The 14,867-nt window shown below is 55.7% G+C and carries 16 protein-coding genes and 1 riboswitch; of the genes, 10 read left to right on the top strand and 6 right to left on the bottom strand.

Going from position 1 to position 14,867, the window contains the following annotated elements:
* Nucleotides 1-195: 195 nt before the first annotated feature.
* Nucleotides 196-404: riboswitch (cobalamin riboswitch) on the bottom strand.
* A 45-nt stretch (nt 405-449) separates the two neighbouring features.
* Nucleotides 450-1,286: a cobamide remodeling phosphodiesterase CbiR gene (gene cbiR, locus ACTCIA_RS11270; RefSeq protein ID WP_463001920.1), complete on the bottom strand. Its 837-nt coding sequence runs from the start codon at nt 1,284-1,286 to the stop codon at nt 450-452.
* Nucleotides 1,273-2,190: a radical SAM protein gene (locus ACTCIA_RS11275; RefSeq protein ID WP_463001921.1), complete on the bottom strand. Its 918-nt coding sequence runs from the start codon at nt 2,188-2,190 to the stop codon at nt 1,273-1,275. Before ACTCIA_RS11275 ends, cbiR begins: the two co-directional genes overlap by 14 nt.
* A gap of 518 nt (nt 2,191-2,708) precedes the next feature.
* On the opposite strand from ACTCIA_RS11275, the gene ACTCIA_RS11280 reads away from it, so the two are divergent.
* The 3 genes from ACTCIA_RS11280 to ACTCIA_RS11290 all read left to right on the top strand — a co-directional run bounded on the left by ACTCIA_RS11280 (nt 2,709) and on the right by ACTCIA_RS11290 (nt 5,227).
* Nucleotides 2,709-3,440 (top strand): TorF family putative porin, encoded by a 732-nt coding sequence (locus tag ACTCIA_RS11280; RefSeq protein WP_463001922.1) that lies wholly within the window; start codon nt 2,709-2,711, stop codon nt 3,438-3,440.
* Between the two features lie 324 nt (nt 3,441-3,764).
* Nucleotides 3,765-4,361 carry a flavodoxin family protein gene (locus tag ACTCIA_RS11285; RefSeq protein ID WP_463001923.1) on the top strand — a complete coding sequence of 199 codons (597 nt, stop codon included), beginning with the start codon at nt 3,765-3,767 and terminating at the stop codon, nt 4,359-4,361.
* Nucleotides 4,362-4,522: 161 nt separating this feature from the next.
* Nucleotides 4,523-5,227, top strand: a complete 705-nt coding sequence (locus tag ACTCIA_RS11290; protein ID WP_463001924.1) for a cytidylate kinase-like family protein — start codon at nt 4,523-4,525, stop codon at nt 5,225-5,227.
* On the opposite strand, the gene cobS is transcribed toward ACTCIA_RS11290, so the two are convergent.
* Nucleotides 5,224-5,988, bottom strand: a complete 765-nt coding sequence (gene cobS, locus ACTCIA_RS11295; protein ID WP_463001925.1) for an adenosylcobinamide-GDP ribazoletransferase — start codon at nt 5,986-5,988, stop codon at nt 5,224-5,226. The two genes, ACTCIA_RS11290 and cobS, sit on opposite strands and share 4 nt — an antisense overlap.
* A 3-nt stretch (nt 5,989-5,991) precedes the next feature.
* Nucleotides 5,992-6,420 carry a secondary thiamine-phosphate synthase enzyme YjbQ gene (locus ACTCIA_RS11300; RefSeq protein ID WP_463001926.1) on the bottom strand — a complete coding sequence of 143 codons (429 nt, stop codon included), beginning with the start codon at nt 6,418-6,420 and terminating at the stop codon, nt 5,992-5,994.
* A gap of 189 nt (nt 6,421-6,609) precedes the next feature.
* Between ACTCIA_RS11300 and ACTCIA_RS11305 the strand changes: the two genes are divergently transcribed.
* Genes ACTCIA_RS11305 through ACTCIA_RS11325 form a run of 5 tightly spaced genes read left to right on the top strand, consistent with a single transcriptional unit; the run spans nt 6,610 to nt 11,403 of the window.
* Entirely contained in the window at nt 6,610-7,392 is a 783-nt protein-coding gene (locus ACTCIA_RS11305) for an ATP-binding protein (RefSeq protein ID WP_463001927.1), read from the top strand.
* Nucleotides 7,376-8,194 carry a 50S ribosomal protein L11 methyltransferase gene (locus ACTCIA_RS11310; protein ID WP_463001928.1) on the top strand — a complete coding sequence of 273 codons (819 nt, stop codon included), beginning with the start codon at nt 7,376-7,378 and terminating at the stop codon, nt 8,192-8,194. The genes ACTCIA_RS11305 and ACTCIA_RS11310 overlap by 17 nt, the downstream gene beginning before the upstream one ends.
* Nucleotides 8,195-8,214: 20 nt before the next feature.
* Nucleotides 8,215-9,054 (top strand): MBL fold metallo-hydrolase, encoded by an 840-nt coding sequence (locus tag ACTCIA_RS11315; RefSeq protein WP_463001929.1) that lies wholly within the window; start codon nt 8,215-8,217, stop codon nt 9,052-9,054.
* Between the two features lie 17 nt (nt 9,055-9,071).
* Nucleotides 9,072-9,821 (top strand): SIR2 family NAD-dependent protein deacylase, encoded by a 750-nt coding sequence (locus ACTCIA_RS11320; protein WP_463001930.1) that lies wholly within the window; start codon nt 9,072-9,074, stop codon nt 9,819-9,821.
* 34 nt (nt 9,822-9,855) lie between these two features.
* Nucleotides 9,856-11,403, top strand: coding sequence for an ASKHA domain-containing protein (locus tag ACTCIA_RS11325; RefSeq protein WP_463001931.1), 1,548 nt, complete (start codon nt 9,856-9,858; stop codon nt 11,401-11,403).
* Nucleotides 11,404-11,425: 22 nt separating this feature from the next.
* On the opposite strand, the gene ACTCIA_RS11330 is transcribed toward ACTCIA_RS11325, so the two are convergent.
* Both ACTCIA_RS11330 and ACTCIA_RS11335 read right to left on the bottom strand, forming a co-directional pair.
* Nucleotides 11,426-11,533 (bottom strand): 30S ribosomal protein THX, encoded by a 108-nt coding sequence (locus ACTCIA_RS11330; RefSeq protein WP_410270229.1) that lies wholly within the window; start codon nt 11,531-11,533, stop codon nt 11,426-11,428.
* Between the two features lie 30 nt (nt 11,534-11,563).
* The gene (locus ACTCIA_RS11335; RefSeq protein ID WP_463001932.1) at nt 11,564-12,178 is read right to left on the bottom strand and encodes a hypothetical protein; all 615 of its coding nucleotides are present in this window, start codon (nt 12,176-12,178) and stop codon (nt 11,564-11,566) included.
* Nucleotides 12,179-12,450: 272 nt separating this feature from the next.
* Here ACTCIA_RS11335 and nuoE point away from each other — a divergent pair, with 272 nt between their 5' ends.
* The gene (nuoE, locus tag ACTCIA_RS11340; protein WP_463001933.1) at nt 12,451-12,945 is read left to right on the top strand and encodes an NADH-quinone oxidoreductase subunit NuoE; all 495 of its coding nucleotides are present in this window, start codon (nt 12,451-12,453) and stop codon (nt 12,943-12,945) included.
* Nucleotides 12,946-13,031: 86 nt separating this feature from the next.
* Nucleotides 13,032-14,819 (top strand): NADH-quinone oxidoreductase subunit NuoF, encoded by a 1,788-nt coding sequence (gene nuoF / locus ACTCIA_RS11345; RefSeq protein WP_463001934.1) that lies wholly within the window; start codon nt 13,032-13,034, stop codon nt 14,817-14,819.
* Nucleotides 14,820-14,867: the final 48 nt, after the last annotated feature.

The following is a 14,867-nucleotide window of genomic DNA, read 5'->3' on the forward strand; positions in this document are numbered from 1 at the left end:
GACAGGCCGAGTTTTTGAAATTTTAAGCGAAGGCATTGGCTGAATCCGTAAACGGTCAGGAGCGAAAAAACTGACCCCGGCCGCAGGGCTTCCTTCCTGAAAAAACAGCGGACGCGGTAAAAAGCTTTTAACAAAAAAAGGGCTCCGACCGGAAAACATGGGTTTTCCTGCCGGAACCCTTTGCCATCGGATTCCGAAAATTCACGTTTTTGTACACGTCTTCTGACTTGCCGGCTGTTATATCCCGCGTGCGCCTTCCCGCCGGCTTTAAAAACCGGCAGTGACAGCAGTGCCATGGCCCTGCATGCACGCGGGCGTTTACCGGTTCACAGCGCCGGGAGCGTCACGGGTTTGCACCGTGTTCCGTTTGCAAAAAACGCCCTGTTTCAATTGTTGCAAAATTTTTAACCAATGGCTCCCGGCAAAGTCAAGCAATATCTGCAAGGCCCTCAGGAAACAAGGCCCTCCAGGGCCGGAAGGGATTTGCTCAGATCATTGAAGGAAAATACCTCCAGACTCACAGTGCCGCAAAATCCCTCAAGAATTCGCGATACAGCCGGAACATGCCGGGCATCCAGGCGATGAAGGCCCAAATGGCCCCGGCCGGCGGCCACGTCGCCATATAAATGCAGGATCGTGATCCTGGGGCGGAAAAGTTCAAAGGTTTCAAGGATGTCAAAATTGTATTCCAGCAGGTGGCCGGTATCCAGGCATACGGAAACATCCATGGCTTCTGCCACTGGCTCCATCCATTCGGGCGGATAATCCAGGTTTTCAATGGAGATGTGCCGGGGGGCAATCCCGCTCCGGACCAGCAGCCGTTCCAATGCATCAATGGCCCGTTTCTGCCATTTTTGTACCGTGCCCGCATCTTTGCTGTTTTCTTCAAAAGGCAGATGCAGGGTCCAGGTCACGGGCGCAAGGGGGCGGGTACGGTCTGCGGCTGCAACAATGCGTTCAATGGCTTGTTTTTGCCGATCCGGGTCCGGATCAGTAATGCTGACATCTGTGGGCAGGTGCACGTTGTAGGAAAGCTGCCCCTTTTCTGCCAGGGCCGCCATCTGCCGGATATCGTCCTGGGGGGGAAGATTGTCCGCAGGGGTGCTTTCAAATACCAGCACCTCGATTTCATCCACAAACGGCGCCAGCATGGAGACATTGGGCAGGATGTGATCCGGATAGATAAACGATGGGCAGGCCAGGGAAAATCCAAACCGGTTTTTATAGGACCGGGGCAGGGGTGTATAGGAATGTTTTCCGGAAGTATCGGTTTTAGGGTCGGTCAAGTCTGTGGATTCCTTCCTCTCTGGCTGCGTTTACCGCATCCCGGTATTCCCCGGGCCAAACCGGCCGGGCCAGTTCCGGCAATTTTGCGGCATGGCCCATGGGCCGGTATTGGCTCATGACATTGACATAGGTGTCCGGAGAAATTTCGTTGGCAACAAAGGCCATGGCCTCCCTGGTGCCGGCCAGGTTTTCCGGCAGCACTAAGTGGCGAACCAGAAGACCCCGCGTGGCAATCCCCTGGGGGTCGATCGCCAGATCTCCGACCTGTCGATGCATTTTTTTTAGAGCGGCTTTGACGGTTTCCGGGTAGTCCGGGGCATCGCAGGCCCGGTTGGCAATGCCGGGATCCATGAATTTCAAATCCGGCATGTAGATATCAATAATCCCCTGGAGCAGGCGTAAGGTTTCCCGGGTTTCATATCCGCCGCAGTTGTAGACCAGGGGAATGTGCAGGCCCTTTTCAACAGCCTTTTCCAGGGCGGATAAAATTTGCGGCACCACATGGGTGGGGGTAACAAAATTGATGTTGTGGCAGCCCAGGGTCTGGAGCTCCATCATCATGTCTGCGGCCTGATGTGCTGTTACCGGTTCGCCCCGGCATTCATGGCTGATTTCCCAGTTCTGGCAGAAGCAGCAGGTCAGGCTGCAGCCGGTCATAAATATAGTGCCCGAGCCGTGCCGGCCCACCAGTGGGGTTTCCTCGCCAAAGTGGGGGTGGCAGCCCGAAACCACCATCTGTTCAGCGGTCCCGCAGATTCCGGTTTCGCCGGCTGTCCGGTTGACGTGGCACTGCCTTGGGCAAAGGGTGCAGTCTTGCAGGATTTCGTATGCCCGGCGGATTTTTTCGGCCAGTTTGCCGGTTTTGTGGCTTTCCAGGTATGCCGGGCGGTATGGGCTGCTCATGGGTCTTTCCTGTGTCTGAAGATTATGGATAAGGATAAAGAGCGGCCGGGGCCATGTCAATGACAATTGCCCCGGTCTGTAAATGCCCTGAGCGTTTTTCCGGGGGCGTGTTTCCGGCGGGGATCATAAGTGGCTCAGTGGTTTTCGCATGGGGCCGGCCGGGTGGGCTTTGCTCCCTGCTGACCGCTTGCGCGCTCAATGCGACTCGCAAAGCCCACCCAACCGGCCCCATGGCCAAGCCCCGTTAGTAACGCGGAAAATGCCAGAAAAATCCTAAGAACTGCAATTTTGTTTTTTTTACAAAAATGTAAAAATTGAAGATTTGAAATACAAAAATGTAAAAATAACAGTTTCTGTCTATTTTTTAGAAAACACTAAGGTTGAATATAACCTCTCGATTAAAATAGAAAATAATTGAAAATCGAGATTTTCCGCGCAACTGGCACGGTTCTGGCTATATGGAATACAGGTTCGGAGTTGGGTGTTTTTCAATAACAGATCATCAGGAGGAACAGAGAATGCGGAAAAAGATGAAGGTATCGGTTTTAACAGGATTGCTGGTGGTGTTATGTGCTATGACCGGGTTGTCGGGCAGGGCCCTTGCCGCTGATGTCACTGCGGGAACGGATTTTGCTTCGGCTTATGTGTGGCGGGGAATTACGTTTAATGACGGGCTTGTGGCTCAGCCTTCAGTGGATGTGAGTTCAGGGGGTTTTGGTTTCAACGTCTGGGCCAATATGGATATAGACGACTATGATGATACGCTAAACAGCGGGGAGTTTTCCGAAGTCGATCTGACCCTGTCCTACGGGTTTTCCCTGGATCCCGTGGATGTGAGCGTCGGCTATATCGAATACCTGTTTCCCGAAGGCGGATCCGGGACCCGGGAGGTTTATGCGGGCTTATCGGTTGAGCCGTTTTCCGGGTTTACTGCCGGTGTTACGGGATATTACGACTTTGACGAGGTGGAGGATTATTATGTCAATGTTTCACTGGGCTATGCCTATGAACTGGCAAAAGACCTGACCCTGGGAGCCGGGGCGGCTGTGGGCATCGCCGGCGATGACGCAAGCGCGGGCGAGGATTCGGGCTTTCACGAATACCTGCTTTCGGTTGACTGCGCCTATGCCCTCACCGAGGCCCTGGAAGTAACGGCCTATCTGGCCTACACGGACAATTTTGACAAGGATGTGCTTCCGGATCAGGACACGGATTGGTTCGGCGGAATGGGGATTTACTACAGTTTTTAATATTTCTGATTTTTCCGGTATCACACAGCAAAGCCCGCTGCCGCTGCAGCGGGCTTTGCTGTGTGAAGACAATGCGCTTGTTTTTTCCGGCCAGGCCTGACAGAATCAATTCCCAGGCAATTTCAAAAAAAGTTGCTGTTTGTGCCTGGTTCTGTAATTTTCGCATGATGCCGGCCCGGGGGCGGTTTGCTCCCTGCTGACCGCCTGCGCGCTCAATGCGACTCGCAAACCACCCACGGGCCGGCATCATGGCCGACTGTGTGCAAAGTTTCAAGGGGGGGGCCGGAGCAACACATCCGAACATTTAAAGCAAGGGGCAGGCTTATGGGAAAAATTGTTGCCATTTACGGCAGCCCGCGGCGTGCGGGAAACACCGCAACCCTGCTGGCAGAAGCCGTGGCCGGGGCAAAAAGCCAGGGGGCGCAGGTGGAGGAAATTGTTTTGCGGGACCAAAAGATATCGCCCTGTCTGGAGATATACGGGTGCAAAAACGCGGGTGAATGCGTGATCAAAGATGATTTTCAGGCCGTGCGCGACGCCATGCTGGCCGCAGACGGGCTCATGCTGGCCACGCCCATTTTTTTCTACACGGTCAGCGCCCATGTCAAGGCGCTCATGGATCGATGCCAGTCCCTGTGGGTGAAAAAATACTGGATCGACAAGAGTGAACCCGGCCAACGGCCGAACCGGCGTCAGGGATTGTTGATTTCCGCTGGTGCAACAAAGGGAAAGCGGCTGTTTGACGGGACCCTTCTGACGGTGAAGTATTTTTTCGACGTGCTCGACACCCGCTTGTGGGACAGTCTGCTGTACCGGGAACTGGAATTTGAAGGCGATGTTGAAAAACATCCCCTCTACCTTCAGCAGGCCCGGGATGCCGGCTGCCGCCTGGCAGACGCCATTTGCGCGGATAATGCATAAAAGTGCCGCATGCCTTTGGATCCCGAAGCTGCAAACTCCGGTAAATCCGGGAAGCCGGATTGACACGGCCGGGTTTCAAAATTATATAAAAATAAGGCAGTGTTAAAATCATTTGCGCAAGTGTTTGCCCATGTACTGTAATCCAATGGTAAGGAGGCTGAATGAAAATTCATCGGGGACGTTCTGTGGACAAAATAGTCGAGGAGCAGATTCAGCAGTGGCAGGCATCCAGGGAGGCTGCAAAGAAAGAGGAGCCCGTCAAAAGCTCCGTTATAACCGTTTCCCGGCAGCCCGGCAGCCGGGGCAACGAAATTGCCGTAAAACTGGCCAAAGCCTTTGAGTATGAGCTGTTTGACCGGGAAATCATTCAGCAGATGGCCAAAGATTCCAATATGAGCGCCAAGGTGCTGGAAACCCTGGACGAAAAGGGCCTGAACATGCTCGAGGACGTGATCGCCACAATTGTGGAACAGCGGCATCTGTGGCCGGATCAGTACATGAAGCATCTCATGAAGATCATCGGCACCATCGGCCGGCACGGCAAGGCAGTGATTGTCGGCCGGGGGGCAACCTTTATCATCCCACGGGAGGAAAACATCCGGCTTCGCTTTATTGCTTCCCTGGAAAACCGGATACAAAAGGTGGCAGAGGACTTAAATGTATCCGCTGAAGAGGCCCGGCGGCAGATTTATGACGTGGAGGCCCGGCGCCGCTCCTTTACCCGCAGGTATTTTTATACCAATGTGGATGAGCCCACGCATTACGATATGATCATCAACACCGATGACATCAGCGATGATCAGGCCGTGGCCATGGTGCAATGCCTGGTGGAAACCGGGTTCAAGCGCGGCCCGGTCCGGGGCTAGAGCCGGATTGCGGCACAGATCAGCAAAAGCGCCTCGGTGATTTCACACATGGCCCCGAGCATGTCTCCGGTGATCCCGCCGATGCGTCGGCGGTAAAACCGGATAAGCCATGCGCTGGTTCCAAAAAATACCAGAATCAGAAGCAGACCCCGCCAGCCCAGCAGGAGGCTGAGGAGCACGCAGACCCCGATTCCCCAGAAATTGCCGGCTGACAGGGGGCGGCCGAACAGGTCTGCAGCCGTGCCCCCGGCGGGGCGGGCATAGGGCAGAAACCGCACACCCAGAAGCATGGTCGATCTGGCATAGGCGGGCACGAGCATCAGGGTCAAAAACCGCTCAAAACCGGCGGTTCCGTGGCCCGGCAGCCCGCAAAACCCCCCGTACTTGGCCAGCAGCACGCAGATCAGCGCCACGGCCCCCATGACCCCGATGCGGCTGTCTTTCATGATCGAAAGGGTGGTTTCCCGGTCCCTGTGGGAGAAAAAACCGTCAGCCGCGTCTGCCAGCCCGTCTAAGTGCAGGGCCCCTGTGAGCACCACCAGGACGATGACGTCTGCCGCTCCGGCTGCGGAGGGGGAAAAAAGGCGGAAAAAAAGCGCATCCGCCGCAGCCAGGATCAAGCCCAGGATCAGGCCCACGGCCGGGAAAAAAGGGATCATGGCCCTGGGATGATAGGCGTCTGCCGCTCCGGCCGGCAGGATGGTGATAAAGCGCAGGGCCGCGCCCAGGTGAGTCAGGTGGGTTTTCATCGCCGGGTTCATGGATTATTTTTCACCCATGAGGGTGACGGCCACGGTCCGGGTCCGGTCCCGGTTGTCATGGTTGATGGCCACCACCTGCTGCCAGGTGCCGCACTGCATTCTGCCGCTGCGCACGGGCATGGAAACCGACGGCCCGATGATTGCCGCCTGGACATGGCTGTGGCCGTTTCCGTCGTGCCAGGCCTTTTCATGCTCGTATTCCATTTCCCTGGGGGCCATTCGGTCAATGGCCCGGCGAAGGTCCTCGATAACACCGGGTTCGTATTCAATTGTGGTCAACGAGCCGGTGGAGCCGATGATGGTGGCGGAAATCCGGCCGTTTTGGATCCCCGATTCCCTGACCATCGCCTCGATTTGGCCGGTGATATCGGCCATGCCCGTGTGCGCCTTTAGTTTGACCTCAATGTCTTTGCAATACACAGTTGTGCTCATGATGCCTTTTTCCTGGTTCTTTGTAAATTTTGCCGCATCTGCAGCTTTTTGGGTAGCATATTACAAGTGAAGAATCAAATCCAATGGGTTTGACCGGGATGGCTGCGGCCAAAAGATACTTGACTGTTTCGGGTATGTGGCCTAATTTGTTTTCGATAATCGAAATTTTGAGAGAAAGGACCTTTTTATATGGCTTATTCCATTGCACTGGCCGGCAAGGGCGGCACCGGCAAGACCACAACCGCCGGCCTGCTGATTAAATATTTGTTAAAAACCGATCGCAAACCTGTTCTGGCTGTTGATGCCGATTCCAATGCCAATTTAAACGAGGTGCTCGGCCTGGAGATCACCGATACACTGGGGCAGGCCAGGGAAGACATGAAAAAGGGCAAGGTGCCCAGCGGTATGACAAAGGACGTTTTCATGTCCATGCGCCTGGAGCAGGCGGTCATGGAATCCGGTGACTGCGATTTGGTGGTCATGGGGCAACCCGAAGGCCAGGGCTGCTATTGCGCGGCCAACACTTTGCTGACCAATTTCCTTGACCGGCTCCAGGACAACTACCCCTATATTGTGATCGACAATGAGGCGGGTATGGAACATATCAGCCGGATGACAACCCACAACGTGGATGTTCTGCTGATCGTCACCGACGCTTCCCGGCGGGGGCTGCAGGCGGCGATGCGGATCCATGAGCTGGCCCGGAGCTTAAATATTGGGGTGGCCAGAAGTTACGTGATCATCAACCAGGTCAAGTCCGGGGCGCCGGATCAGGCCCTGGAAATGTTAAACCAAGCGGGTATCGAACTTGGCGGCGTTCTGCCCGAGGACGACACGGTTTATGATTATGATTTTCAGGGCCGGCCCATGATCGAGCTGCCTGATGACAATCCGGTGGTCCGGGCTGCATATGAGATGTTTGACAAAATCATGGAAACAGAAACTGCAAAGGCAGGTGGACATACCGTATAACGATCTGCATATTTATTATCTCCGGGGCCGCGTAGCAAACGCGCCTGATGGACTTGGCCCGGAATTTATCGGCAACTGGCAGGAGTCTGACGCGGCCTTTCTTTTTTTCACCCGGCCCGCGGAAAGCCGGGTAAACGCGCTTCTGCGGCGGCAGCCGGAACTCGTGCTCGTGGACACCTTTCACATGTCCTATGCGGACTGGCACGGCGGCGAAATCAAACCGTTTGTGACAGATCGGTTTTACGTGGCCCCGCCGTGGGCGGCTTCAGGCCGGGCTGATGACCGGCTTCCCATTCTGCTCGATCCCGGGGTGGTATTTGGCGCGGGCACGCATCCCACCACACAAAGCTGCCTGGAAGCCCTGGAAATCGTCTGGCAGCAGGGAGGTGCCGGGTCGGCCCTGGACCTGGGAACCGGCACGGGCCTGTTGGCCCTGGCAGCGGCCAGACTGGGCTGTCCCCGGGTGCTGGCAGTGGACAATAACGACCTGGCCGTGCGCACCACCCGGGAAAATATCCGTGCCAACAACCTGGATGCCCGGACACTGGCGGTCATCGCAGACGCCAGGGACCTGATGGCATGCCCGGTGGATCTTGTCATGGCCAATATCCATTTTGACGTAATGCGACAACTGCTGGCAAGCCCTGAATTTTATGAAAAAAAATGGTTCATTCTCTCGGGTCTTTTGCGAACCCAGGCCCGGCATGTCGAAGAGATGATTCATTACGGACCGGGCCGCATTGTCCAGCGGTGGATCAACGACGGTGTCTGGTACACGTTTCTCGGCGCTTGTACCGGCTGAGCCTTTTTCAAGGGGTGTTCATGTATATCAAATGCTGGGGATCCCGCGGATCCATTCCGGTTTCAGGTCGCGAGTTTCAAAAATACGGAGGCGACACCACCTGCATTGAAATCCGCACCCGAAGCGATGACCTGATTATCGTGGATGCCGGAACCGGCATTCGCAGGCTCGGCAACCAGCTGATCCGGGAAAACCGGCAGGTATACCACTTTATTTTCACCCATTCCCATTGGGATCACCTGATGGGGTTTCCCTTTTTCAAGCCGCTTTACGAGAAAACCTCCCGGATCATGATGCACCGATGCCCGTTTCCCGGCAAATACGTGGAAACCATTGTGACCAAGCTCATGCGGCCCCCGCTTTTTCCGGTACGGTATTCGGATCTGACCGCACAGGTGATTTACCGGGATGGATGCCCGGATGCCTTTGAGATTGGCTCTGTGACCGTGACGCCCATTTCCCTGAGCCATCCCAACGGCGGGTGCGGGTACAAATTTCAGGAAGGCGGAAAAACCTTTGTTTTTCTGACCGATAACGAGCTGGGTTTCGTGCACCCCGGCGGATGCCGGCATGCCGATTATGTAAGCTTTTGTGAAGGCGCGGATCTGTTGATCCATGACGCGGAATTCAGCCCCGGGGAATACAGCAGAAGCATCGAATGGGGGCATTCCTCGTGCATGCATACCCTGCGCATGGCCATGGAGGCCCGGGTTAAATCTTTGGGCCTGTTTCATCTCAATCAGGACCGGACCGATGACCAGATGGATGAACTGGTGGCCGGATGCCGACGGGCGCTTTCAGACAATGATTCGCAAATCGATTGTTTCGGCGTCAGCCGGGACATGACTTTTGAATTATAGGCAGCAATGGGGGGCATATGAGAGAAGAGATCGCCAAAGCCGCCGAGTATCTGCTTTCATCCAGGCATACAGTGGCGCTGACAGGTGCGGGGATTTCCGTGGAAAGCGGGATACCGCCTTTCCGCGGGCCGGGCAGCCTTTGGGAGAAATTTGATCCCATGGAATATGCCCATATCAACGCTTTTTTAAAGGATCCGGAAAAAATCTGGAAAACCCTGATTGCCGAAATGCGGGATGTACTTATGAATGCCGCACCCAATGCCGGTCATTTCGGCCTGGCCCGGCTCGAGGAACTGGGCCTGATGGGCACCGTGATCACCCAGAATATTGACGGACTGCACCAAAAGGCCGGCAGCACGGATGTGATCGAGTTTCACGGCAATTTCGCCTGGCTCAGCTGTCTGGAATGCGGCATTCGTAAGGAGATTGGCCAGGTAAACGCTGCCGACATCCCCCCCAGATGTGATTGCGGCGGGATTTTCCGGCCGGATTGCGTATTTTTCGGGGAACTCATTCCCCCCGAGGCCCTGGACCGGTCCCAGCAGGCCTCGGCCCGGTGCGACGTAATGCTCGTGGTGGGCACTTCCGCCACGGTTCAGCCGGCGGCCTACATGCCGGTCATCGCCCGGCAGCGGGGCGCTGTGATCATTGAAATCAATCCCGAACCCACGCCTTTGACCGGAACCACCAGCCAGGTCCTTGTCCAGGGCAAAGCCGGTGAAGCGATGAATGAACTGGTTTCTGCAGTGGAGTCGCTGAAAAAATAAAATCTCAAACCGGCAAGGATTCAATCTTTTTTATATGACAACCGAAATAAACCCATGGGTGGTGGACGTGCACATGCCGCCGCCGTCCCTTGAAGATAACACCGCGGATGCCGACCGCCTGGAAAAGGCCCTGGCCGCAAAAATCGGGGTCGGGCGGGTGGCCATCAATCTGGAACTGAGCCGGAAACTGCCTGAAAAACTTCGGTCATGGCAGTATGTCTGCAAATGTGTGGTTTTTGGCGCTGCCGGCAGATGGCAGCTCATTGATGTGCTCAACCCGCATGAGCCGTCCGCCGCCGCCGGCCTGGCCGTGGACCTGGGCACCACCCGGGTGGTGCTTCGGATAGTGGACCTGCAGACCGGTGAAAATCTCGGCCAGACCGCCTTTGATAATCCCCAGGTCGAAATCGGGCCGGATATCCTCACCCGGATTCATTACGCGGACCAGCCCGAAGGCCTTGAGCGGCTCCACAGCCTGATAATCAACAGCATCAATGCCGCGGCCGCTGATCTGTGCCAAAGCGCCGGCATTGACCCCGGGCAGGTTTTTTTAGCCGCTGTGTCCGGCAACACCAGTATGTCCCACCTGTTTATGGGCCTGCCGGCCGGCGGGATCATCCGGGAACCCTATATTCCGGCGGTCAATGCCCCGGAGGTGATGCGGGCATCCGAACCGGGCTTGCAACTCAATGACGCAGCAGCGGTGTTTGTTTTTCCCAACGTGGGCTCCTATTTCGGCGGCGACCTGTTATCCGGTGCCTATTATGCAGGCTTTCATGAAAACGAGCAGGTGGCCATGCTCGTGGATGTGGGCACAAATGCCGAAGTGCTTCTGGGAAATCGCGACTGGCTGGTGGTGTGTGCCGGTGCGGCCGGCCCGGCCCTGGAAGGGGGCGTGTCTGAAATCGGTATGACCGCAGGTCCGGGGGTTATTGACAGCGTCCGCATTGACCCGGAAACCCGGGAGTTTGAAATTCATACCATTGATGAAAAGCCGCCCAGGGGAATCTGCGGCTCGGGCATGATCGACCTGGCCGCCCAGTTGTTTGTTTCCGGGATGCTCGATATCCGGGGCCGCCTGGTGCCCGAGGCCTGCGGCAGCCGTCTTAAGGAACACGACGATATGCGCCACCTGGTGGTGGCGCTTGCAGACCAGTCTGCCACCGGCGGGGATTTGACCATCAGTCAGGCCGACATTGACAGCCTGATCCGGTCAAAGGCGGCCATGTATACCATCCTGGAAACCATTATCGGCTACGTGGGCATTTCCTTTCAAGACATTGAGGCCTTTTACGTTGCCGGCACTTTTGGTTCTTTTATTCGCCCCCGCTCGGCCATTTCCATCGGCATGCTTCCGGATCTGCCCGAGTCCACTTATTGTTCCCTGGGCAACAGTTCACTTGAAGGCGCTGTGCGTCTGCTCCAGTCCCGCAATGCCGTGGAAGCCGTTGAATCGATCAAAGAACGGATGACCTACCTGGAGTTAAACGTCAATCAGGACTTCATGAACCGGTTTTCCGCAGCCAAGTTTCTGCCCCACACGGATGCCGGCCGTTTTCCATCGGTGCACCGGCCGGGATAAATCCCGGCCGGCGCTCCGGGAGCTACTTCTTGTCGTGTTCCCGCTGGGAATTGTTTTTCCTGGAGCGGGATTTGCCGAAGGTGCCCCGCCAGATTTTCCCCTTTTTGGATCTTTGGTCTCCTTTGCCCATTTTTTTGTACTCCTTTCTATCTATTTATAATTATTGAAATTTTTCATCCCAGTACAGACAGGGATGAAATTCATACCAGGCCAGTCCCTGCAGGGTCGAGCCCCGGGTACATGGATTCATGATACCGGCCGTTACGCAATTGTCAACAATATCATGGACGTCTGTTTCAATTCCCGCGCCCTGGGCCACCGCCGTCATGAGGCCGCCTTCTGCCATGCAGGATTTGGTGTGGGGCCGGATCTGCTTTAGAAAAATCACAGAATGGTCAATGAATCGGGCCGGATGGTGGGAAAGCACCTTGCGCACCGCGGATTCCGATTCCAGGGTACCGGTTTGCCGGGCGTCCTCAAATAAAATACGCGCCACATGGGGCATGAAAAACATTTCACCCACTGCAAATCGCAGCATCCGGTCCTCCCATGCCCCGGTTTGCCGGCCCCTGACCGGAATCAGGATCCGCTCCTCAAAAGCCATGAGCAGGTAATCGTGCTTTTCTTCGTCAGACAGGGGGATCTGCTCGGTGTAAACGTTTTCCGATTCCAGGGCGGCATCAATTAACACGGCCATCACCTGGCAATCCGGCTCTGAAAGCTTTGCGGAAAGTGCCCCGGCAAGACGGTTGATCGGATTCTTATCAGTTTCCATGACAATAACCTCCCTTTCATGGTGAAATGACAGGCTGAAAACAGAAACCAGGGAATGGATAGCGGCGGAGGATTCGATTGTTTCTTATACTTAATCTAACAATATAGGTATCATCCAAAACCGGCGCAAGGATAAAAAAACGGCAGGCCGTGGGCGCCGGTCCAAAAGGGGCGCCTGTTGCGCTTTCGTGCATTGACATTTGATTCGGGTTATGGAAGAGTAATTACTTTATTTGGAAACCGCATTGAATTCAATCGGCTGTGGAGGAAAAAATGGCGGCAACAGACAAGCTGCAGCACCCGGATGTCACACCTGAAATGATTCGGGAAATCGATGATATCATTGAATCCCAGAAAAACGCCCCTGGCGCGGTGATTCCGGTTTTGCGCATGAGCCAGGACGTGGTGGGCTATCTGCCTGTGGAGGTGATTGATTATATCAGCGCCGGGCTCAATATCCCCTCCAGTGATGTATACGGGGTGGCCACGTTTTATTCCCTGTTTTCCCTGACCCCCAAGGGCCGGCACAAGATCCGGGCCTGCCTGGGAACGGCCTGCTATGTCAAGGGCATCAAGGAGGTCATGGGCCGGATCAGCAAGGAATTTGATCTTGAGGTGGGCGGCACCACCGAAGATCGGCGGTTTTCCCTGGAAGCAGTGCGTTGTCTTGGGGCATGCGGTCTGGCACCGGTTGTGGTTGTGGACCAGGACACCTACGGCAGTATTTCCGCAGACCAGGTATCCGGGATTCTGGAAAAATACGAATAGTCATCGGGCTGCGCATCAGGGAGAGGATGCGTTTTTCATCCGATTTTTGTTACTGACATGGACTGGAATATTTTCGGGAGATAATCATGGATCAGGCGAGACTTCATTTGATGCTTTGCGGCGGCACCGGCTGCCATGCCAGCGGCAGCAAAAGTTTTCATGAAGCGCTGGATGCGGAATTGAAGAACCAGGGGCTTGAAAAGGAAGTCCGGGTGATTGAGACCGGCTGCAACGGGTTTTGCGCCCTTGGGCCGGTTATGCTGGTACAGCCGGAGGGGATTTTTTATCAGCAGCTCAAAGCCGACGACGCCGCTGAGCTTGTGGAGTCCCATTTTTTAAAGGGCCGCCCGGTGCAGCGGCTCATGTACCGGGATCCTGTATCCAAAAAGACCATGGCCCACATGGACGAAATTCCCTTTTTCGCCCACCAGATGATCTGGGCCATGCGCAACAAGGGCCTGATCGATCCGGAAAGCATTGACGAATACATTGCCAGGGACGGCTATTTCGGAATGGCAAAGGCCCTGACCGAGATGAGCAGCGAAGATATCATCGAGGAGATCAAGGCATCCGGCCTGCGCGGCCGGGGCGGCGCCGGTTTTCCCACGGGCGTGAAGTGGGGGTTTGCAGCACAGGCCCAAAGCGATGTCAAGTATGTTCTGTGCAATGCCGACGAGGGTGATCCGGGCGCGTTTATGGACCGCAGTATCCTGGAGGCCGATCCCCATGCAGTGCTTGAAGGCATGGTCATTGCCGCAAAAGCCATCAACGCCACTCAGGGCTATATTTACTGCCGCACGGAATATCCCCTGGCCATCCAGCGCCTGAGCCTGGCCATTGAAAAAGCCCGGGACTACGGCCTGCTGGGCGATGATATCCTGGGCAGCGGGTTTGGTTTTGACGTGGATATCTACCAGGGCGCGGGCGCATTTGTGTGCGGCGAGGAAACCGCCCTGATGCGTTCCATTGAGGGCAGGCGCGGCATGCCGCGTCCCCGGCCCCCGTTTCCGGCCAACAAGGGGCTCTGGGACAAGCCCACGGTTTTAAACAATGTGGAAACCCTGGCCAATGTCGGGCAGATCATGTTAAACGGCGGCCAGTGGTATGCCAGTGTGGGTACCGAGAGCAGCAAGGGAACCAAGGTATTTGCCATTTCCGGCGATATTAACAATATCGGCCTGGTGGAAGTGCCCATGGGCATATCCTTGCGCAAAATGATTTATGATATCGGCGGCGGCATTCCCAACAAGCGCAAGTTCAAGGCCGTGCAGCTCGGCGGCCCCTCTGGCGGGTGTATTCCGGAAAAATACCTGGACACGCCGGTGGATTATGAGGAAATCGCCAAGGTCGGGGCCATCATGGGTTCCGGCGGCGTGATCGTCATGGATGAAAAGACCTGCATGGTGGACATGGCGCGGTTTTTCATGGATTTCATCCAGGAGGAGTCCTGCGGCAAATGCACCCCCTGCCGGGAGGGCACTCGCCGGATACTCGAGATTCTGGAAAAAATTTCCGAGGGCCGGGGCGAACCCGGGGATATCGAAACCCTGGAGGAACTTTCGGAAGTGATCAAAAGCTCTTCATTGTGCGGCCTGGGCCAGACCGCGCCCAACCCGGTGCTCTCCACCCTGACCTATTTCCGGGATGAATATTACGCCCATGTCTATGAAAAGCGGTGTCCGGCCAAACGGTGTGTGGCCTTTTTGCAGTTTACCGTGGATGAGGACAAGTGCAAGAAGTGCGGGCTTTGCTTCAAGGCCTGCCCCACCGGTGCGGTGCAGTGGGAGAAAAAGCAGCCGGCCTCAATTGACAAGGAAAAATGCATCCAGTGCATGGCCTGCTATGACGCCTGCCGGTTTGATGCAATCGAATAAAACGGCAAATGCCGGCTTTTACCGCCGGCATTCATGAAATTGCGGGAT

The sequence above is a fragment of the Desulfosalsimonas sp. genome (assembly GCF_055149105.1).

Bases quoted from the DNA above. Each gene is read 5' to 3' on its own strand.
- ACTCIA_RS11275 (WP_463001921.1), bottom strand. From the start codon at position 2,190: ATGAGCAGCCCATACCGCCCGGCATACCTGGAAAGCCACAAAACCGGC.
- ACTCIA_RS11280 (WP_463001922.1), top strand. From the start codon at position 2,709: ATGCGGAAAAAGATGAAGGTATCGGTTTTAACAGGATTGCTGGTGGTG.
- ACTCIA_RS11285 (WP_463001923.1), top strand. From the start codon at position 3,765: ATGGGAAAAATTGTTGCCATTTACGGCAGCCCGCGGCGTGCGGGAAAC.
- ACTCIA_RS11290 (WP_463001924.1), top strand. From the start codon at position 4,523: ATGAAAATTCATCGGGGACGTTCTGTGGACAAAATAGTCGAGGAGCAG.
- cobS (WP_463001925.1), bottom strand. From the start codon at position 5,988: ATGAACCCGGCGATGAAAACCCACCTGACTCACCTGGGCGCGGCCCTG.
- ACTCIA_RS11300 (WP_463001926.1), bottom strand. From the start codon at position 6,420: ATGAGCACAACTGTGTATTGCAAAGACATTGAGGTCAAACTAAAGGCG.
- ACTCIA_RS11305 (WP_463001927.1), top strand. From the start codon at position 6,610: ATGGCTTATTCCATTGCACTGGCCGGCAAGGGCGGCACCGGCAAGACC.
- ACTCIA_RS11315 (WP_463001929.1), top strand. From the start codon at position 8,215: ATGTATATCAAATGCTGGGGATCCCGCGGATCCATTCCGGTTTCAGGT.
- ACTCIA_RS11320 (WP_463001930.1), top strand. From the start codon at position 9,072: ATGAGAGAAGAGATCGCCAAAGCCGCCGAGTATCTGCTTTCATCCAGG.
- ACTCIA_RS11325 (WP_463001931.1), top strand. From the start codon at position 9,856: ATGACAACCGAAATAAACCCATGGGTGGTGGACGTGCACATGCCGCCG.
- ACTCIA_RS11330 (WP_410270229.1), bottom strand. From the start codon at position 11,533: ATGGGCAAAGGAGACCAAAGATCCAAAAAGGGGAAAATCTGGCGGGGC.
- ACTCIA_RS11335 (WP_463001932.1), bottom strand. From the start codon at position 12,178: ATGGAAACTGATAAGAATCCGATCAACCGTCTTGCCGGGGCACTTTCC.
- nuoE (WP_463001933.1), top strand. From the start codon at position 12,451: ATGGCGGCAACAGACAAGCTGCAGCACCCGGATGTCACACCTGAAATG.
- nuoF (WP_463001934.1), top strand. From the start codon at position 13,032: ATGGATCAGGCGAGACTTCATTTGATGCTTTGCGGCGGCACCGGCTGC.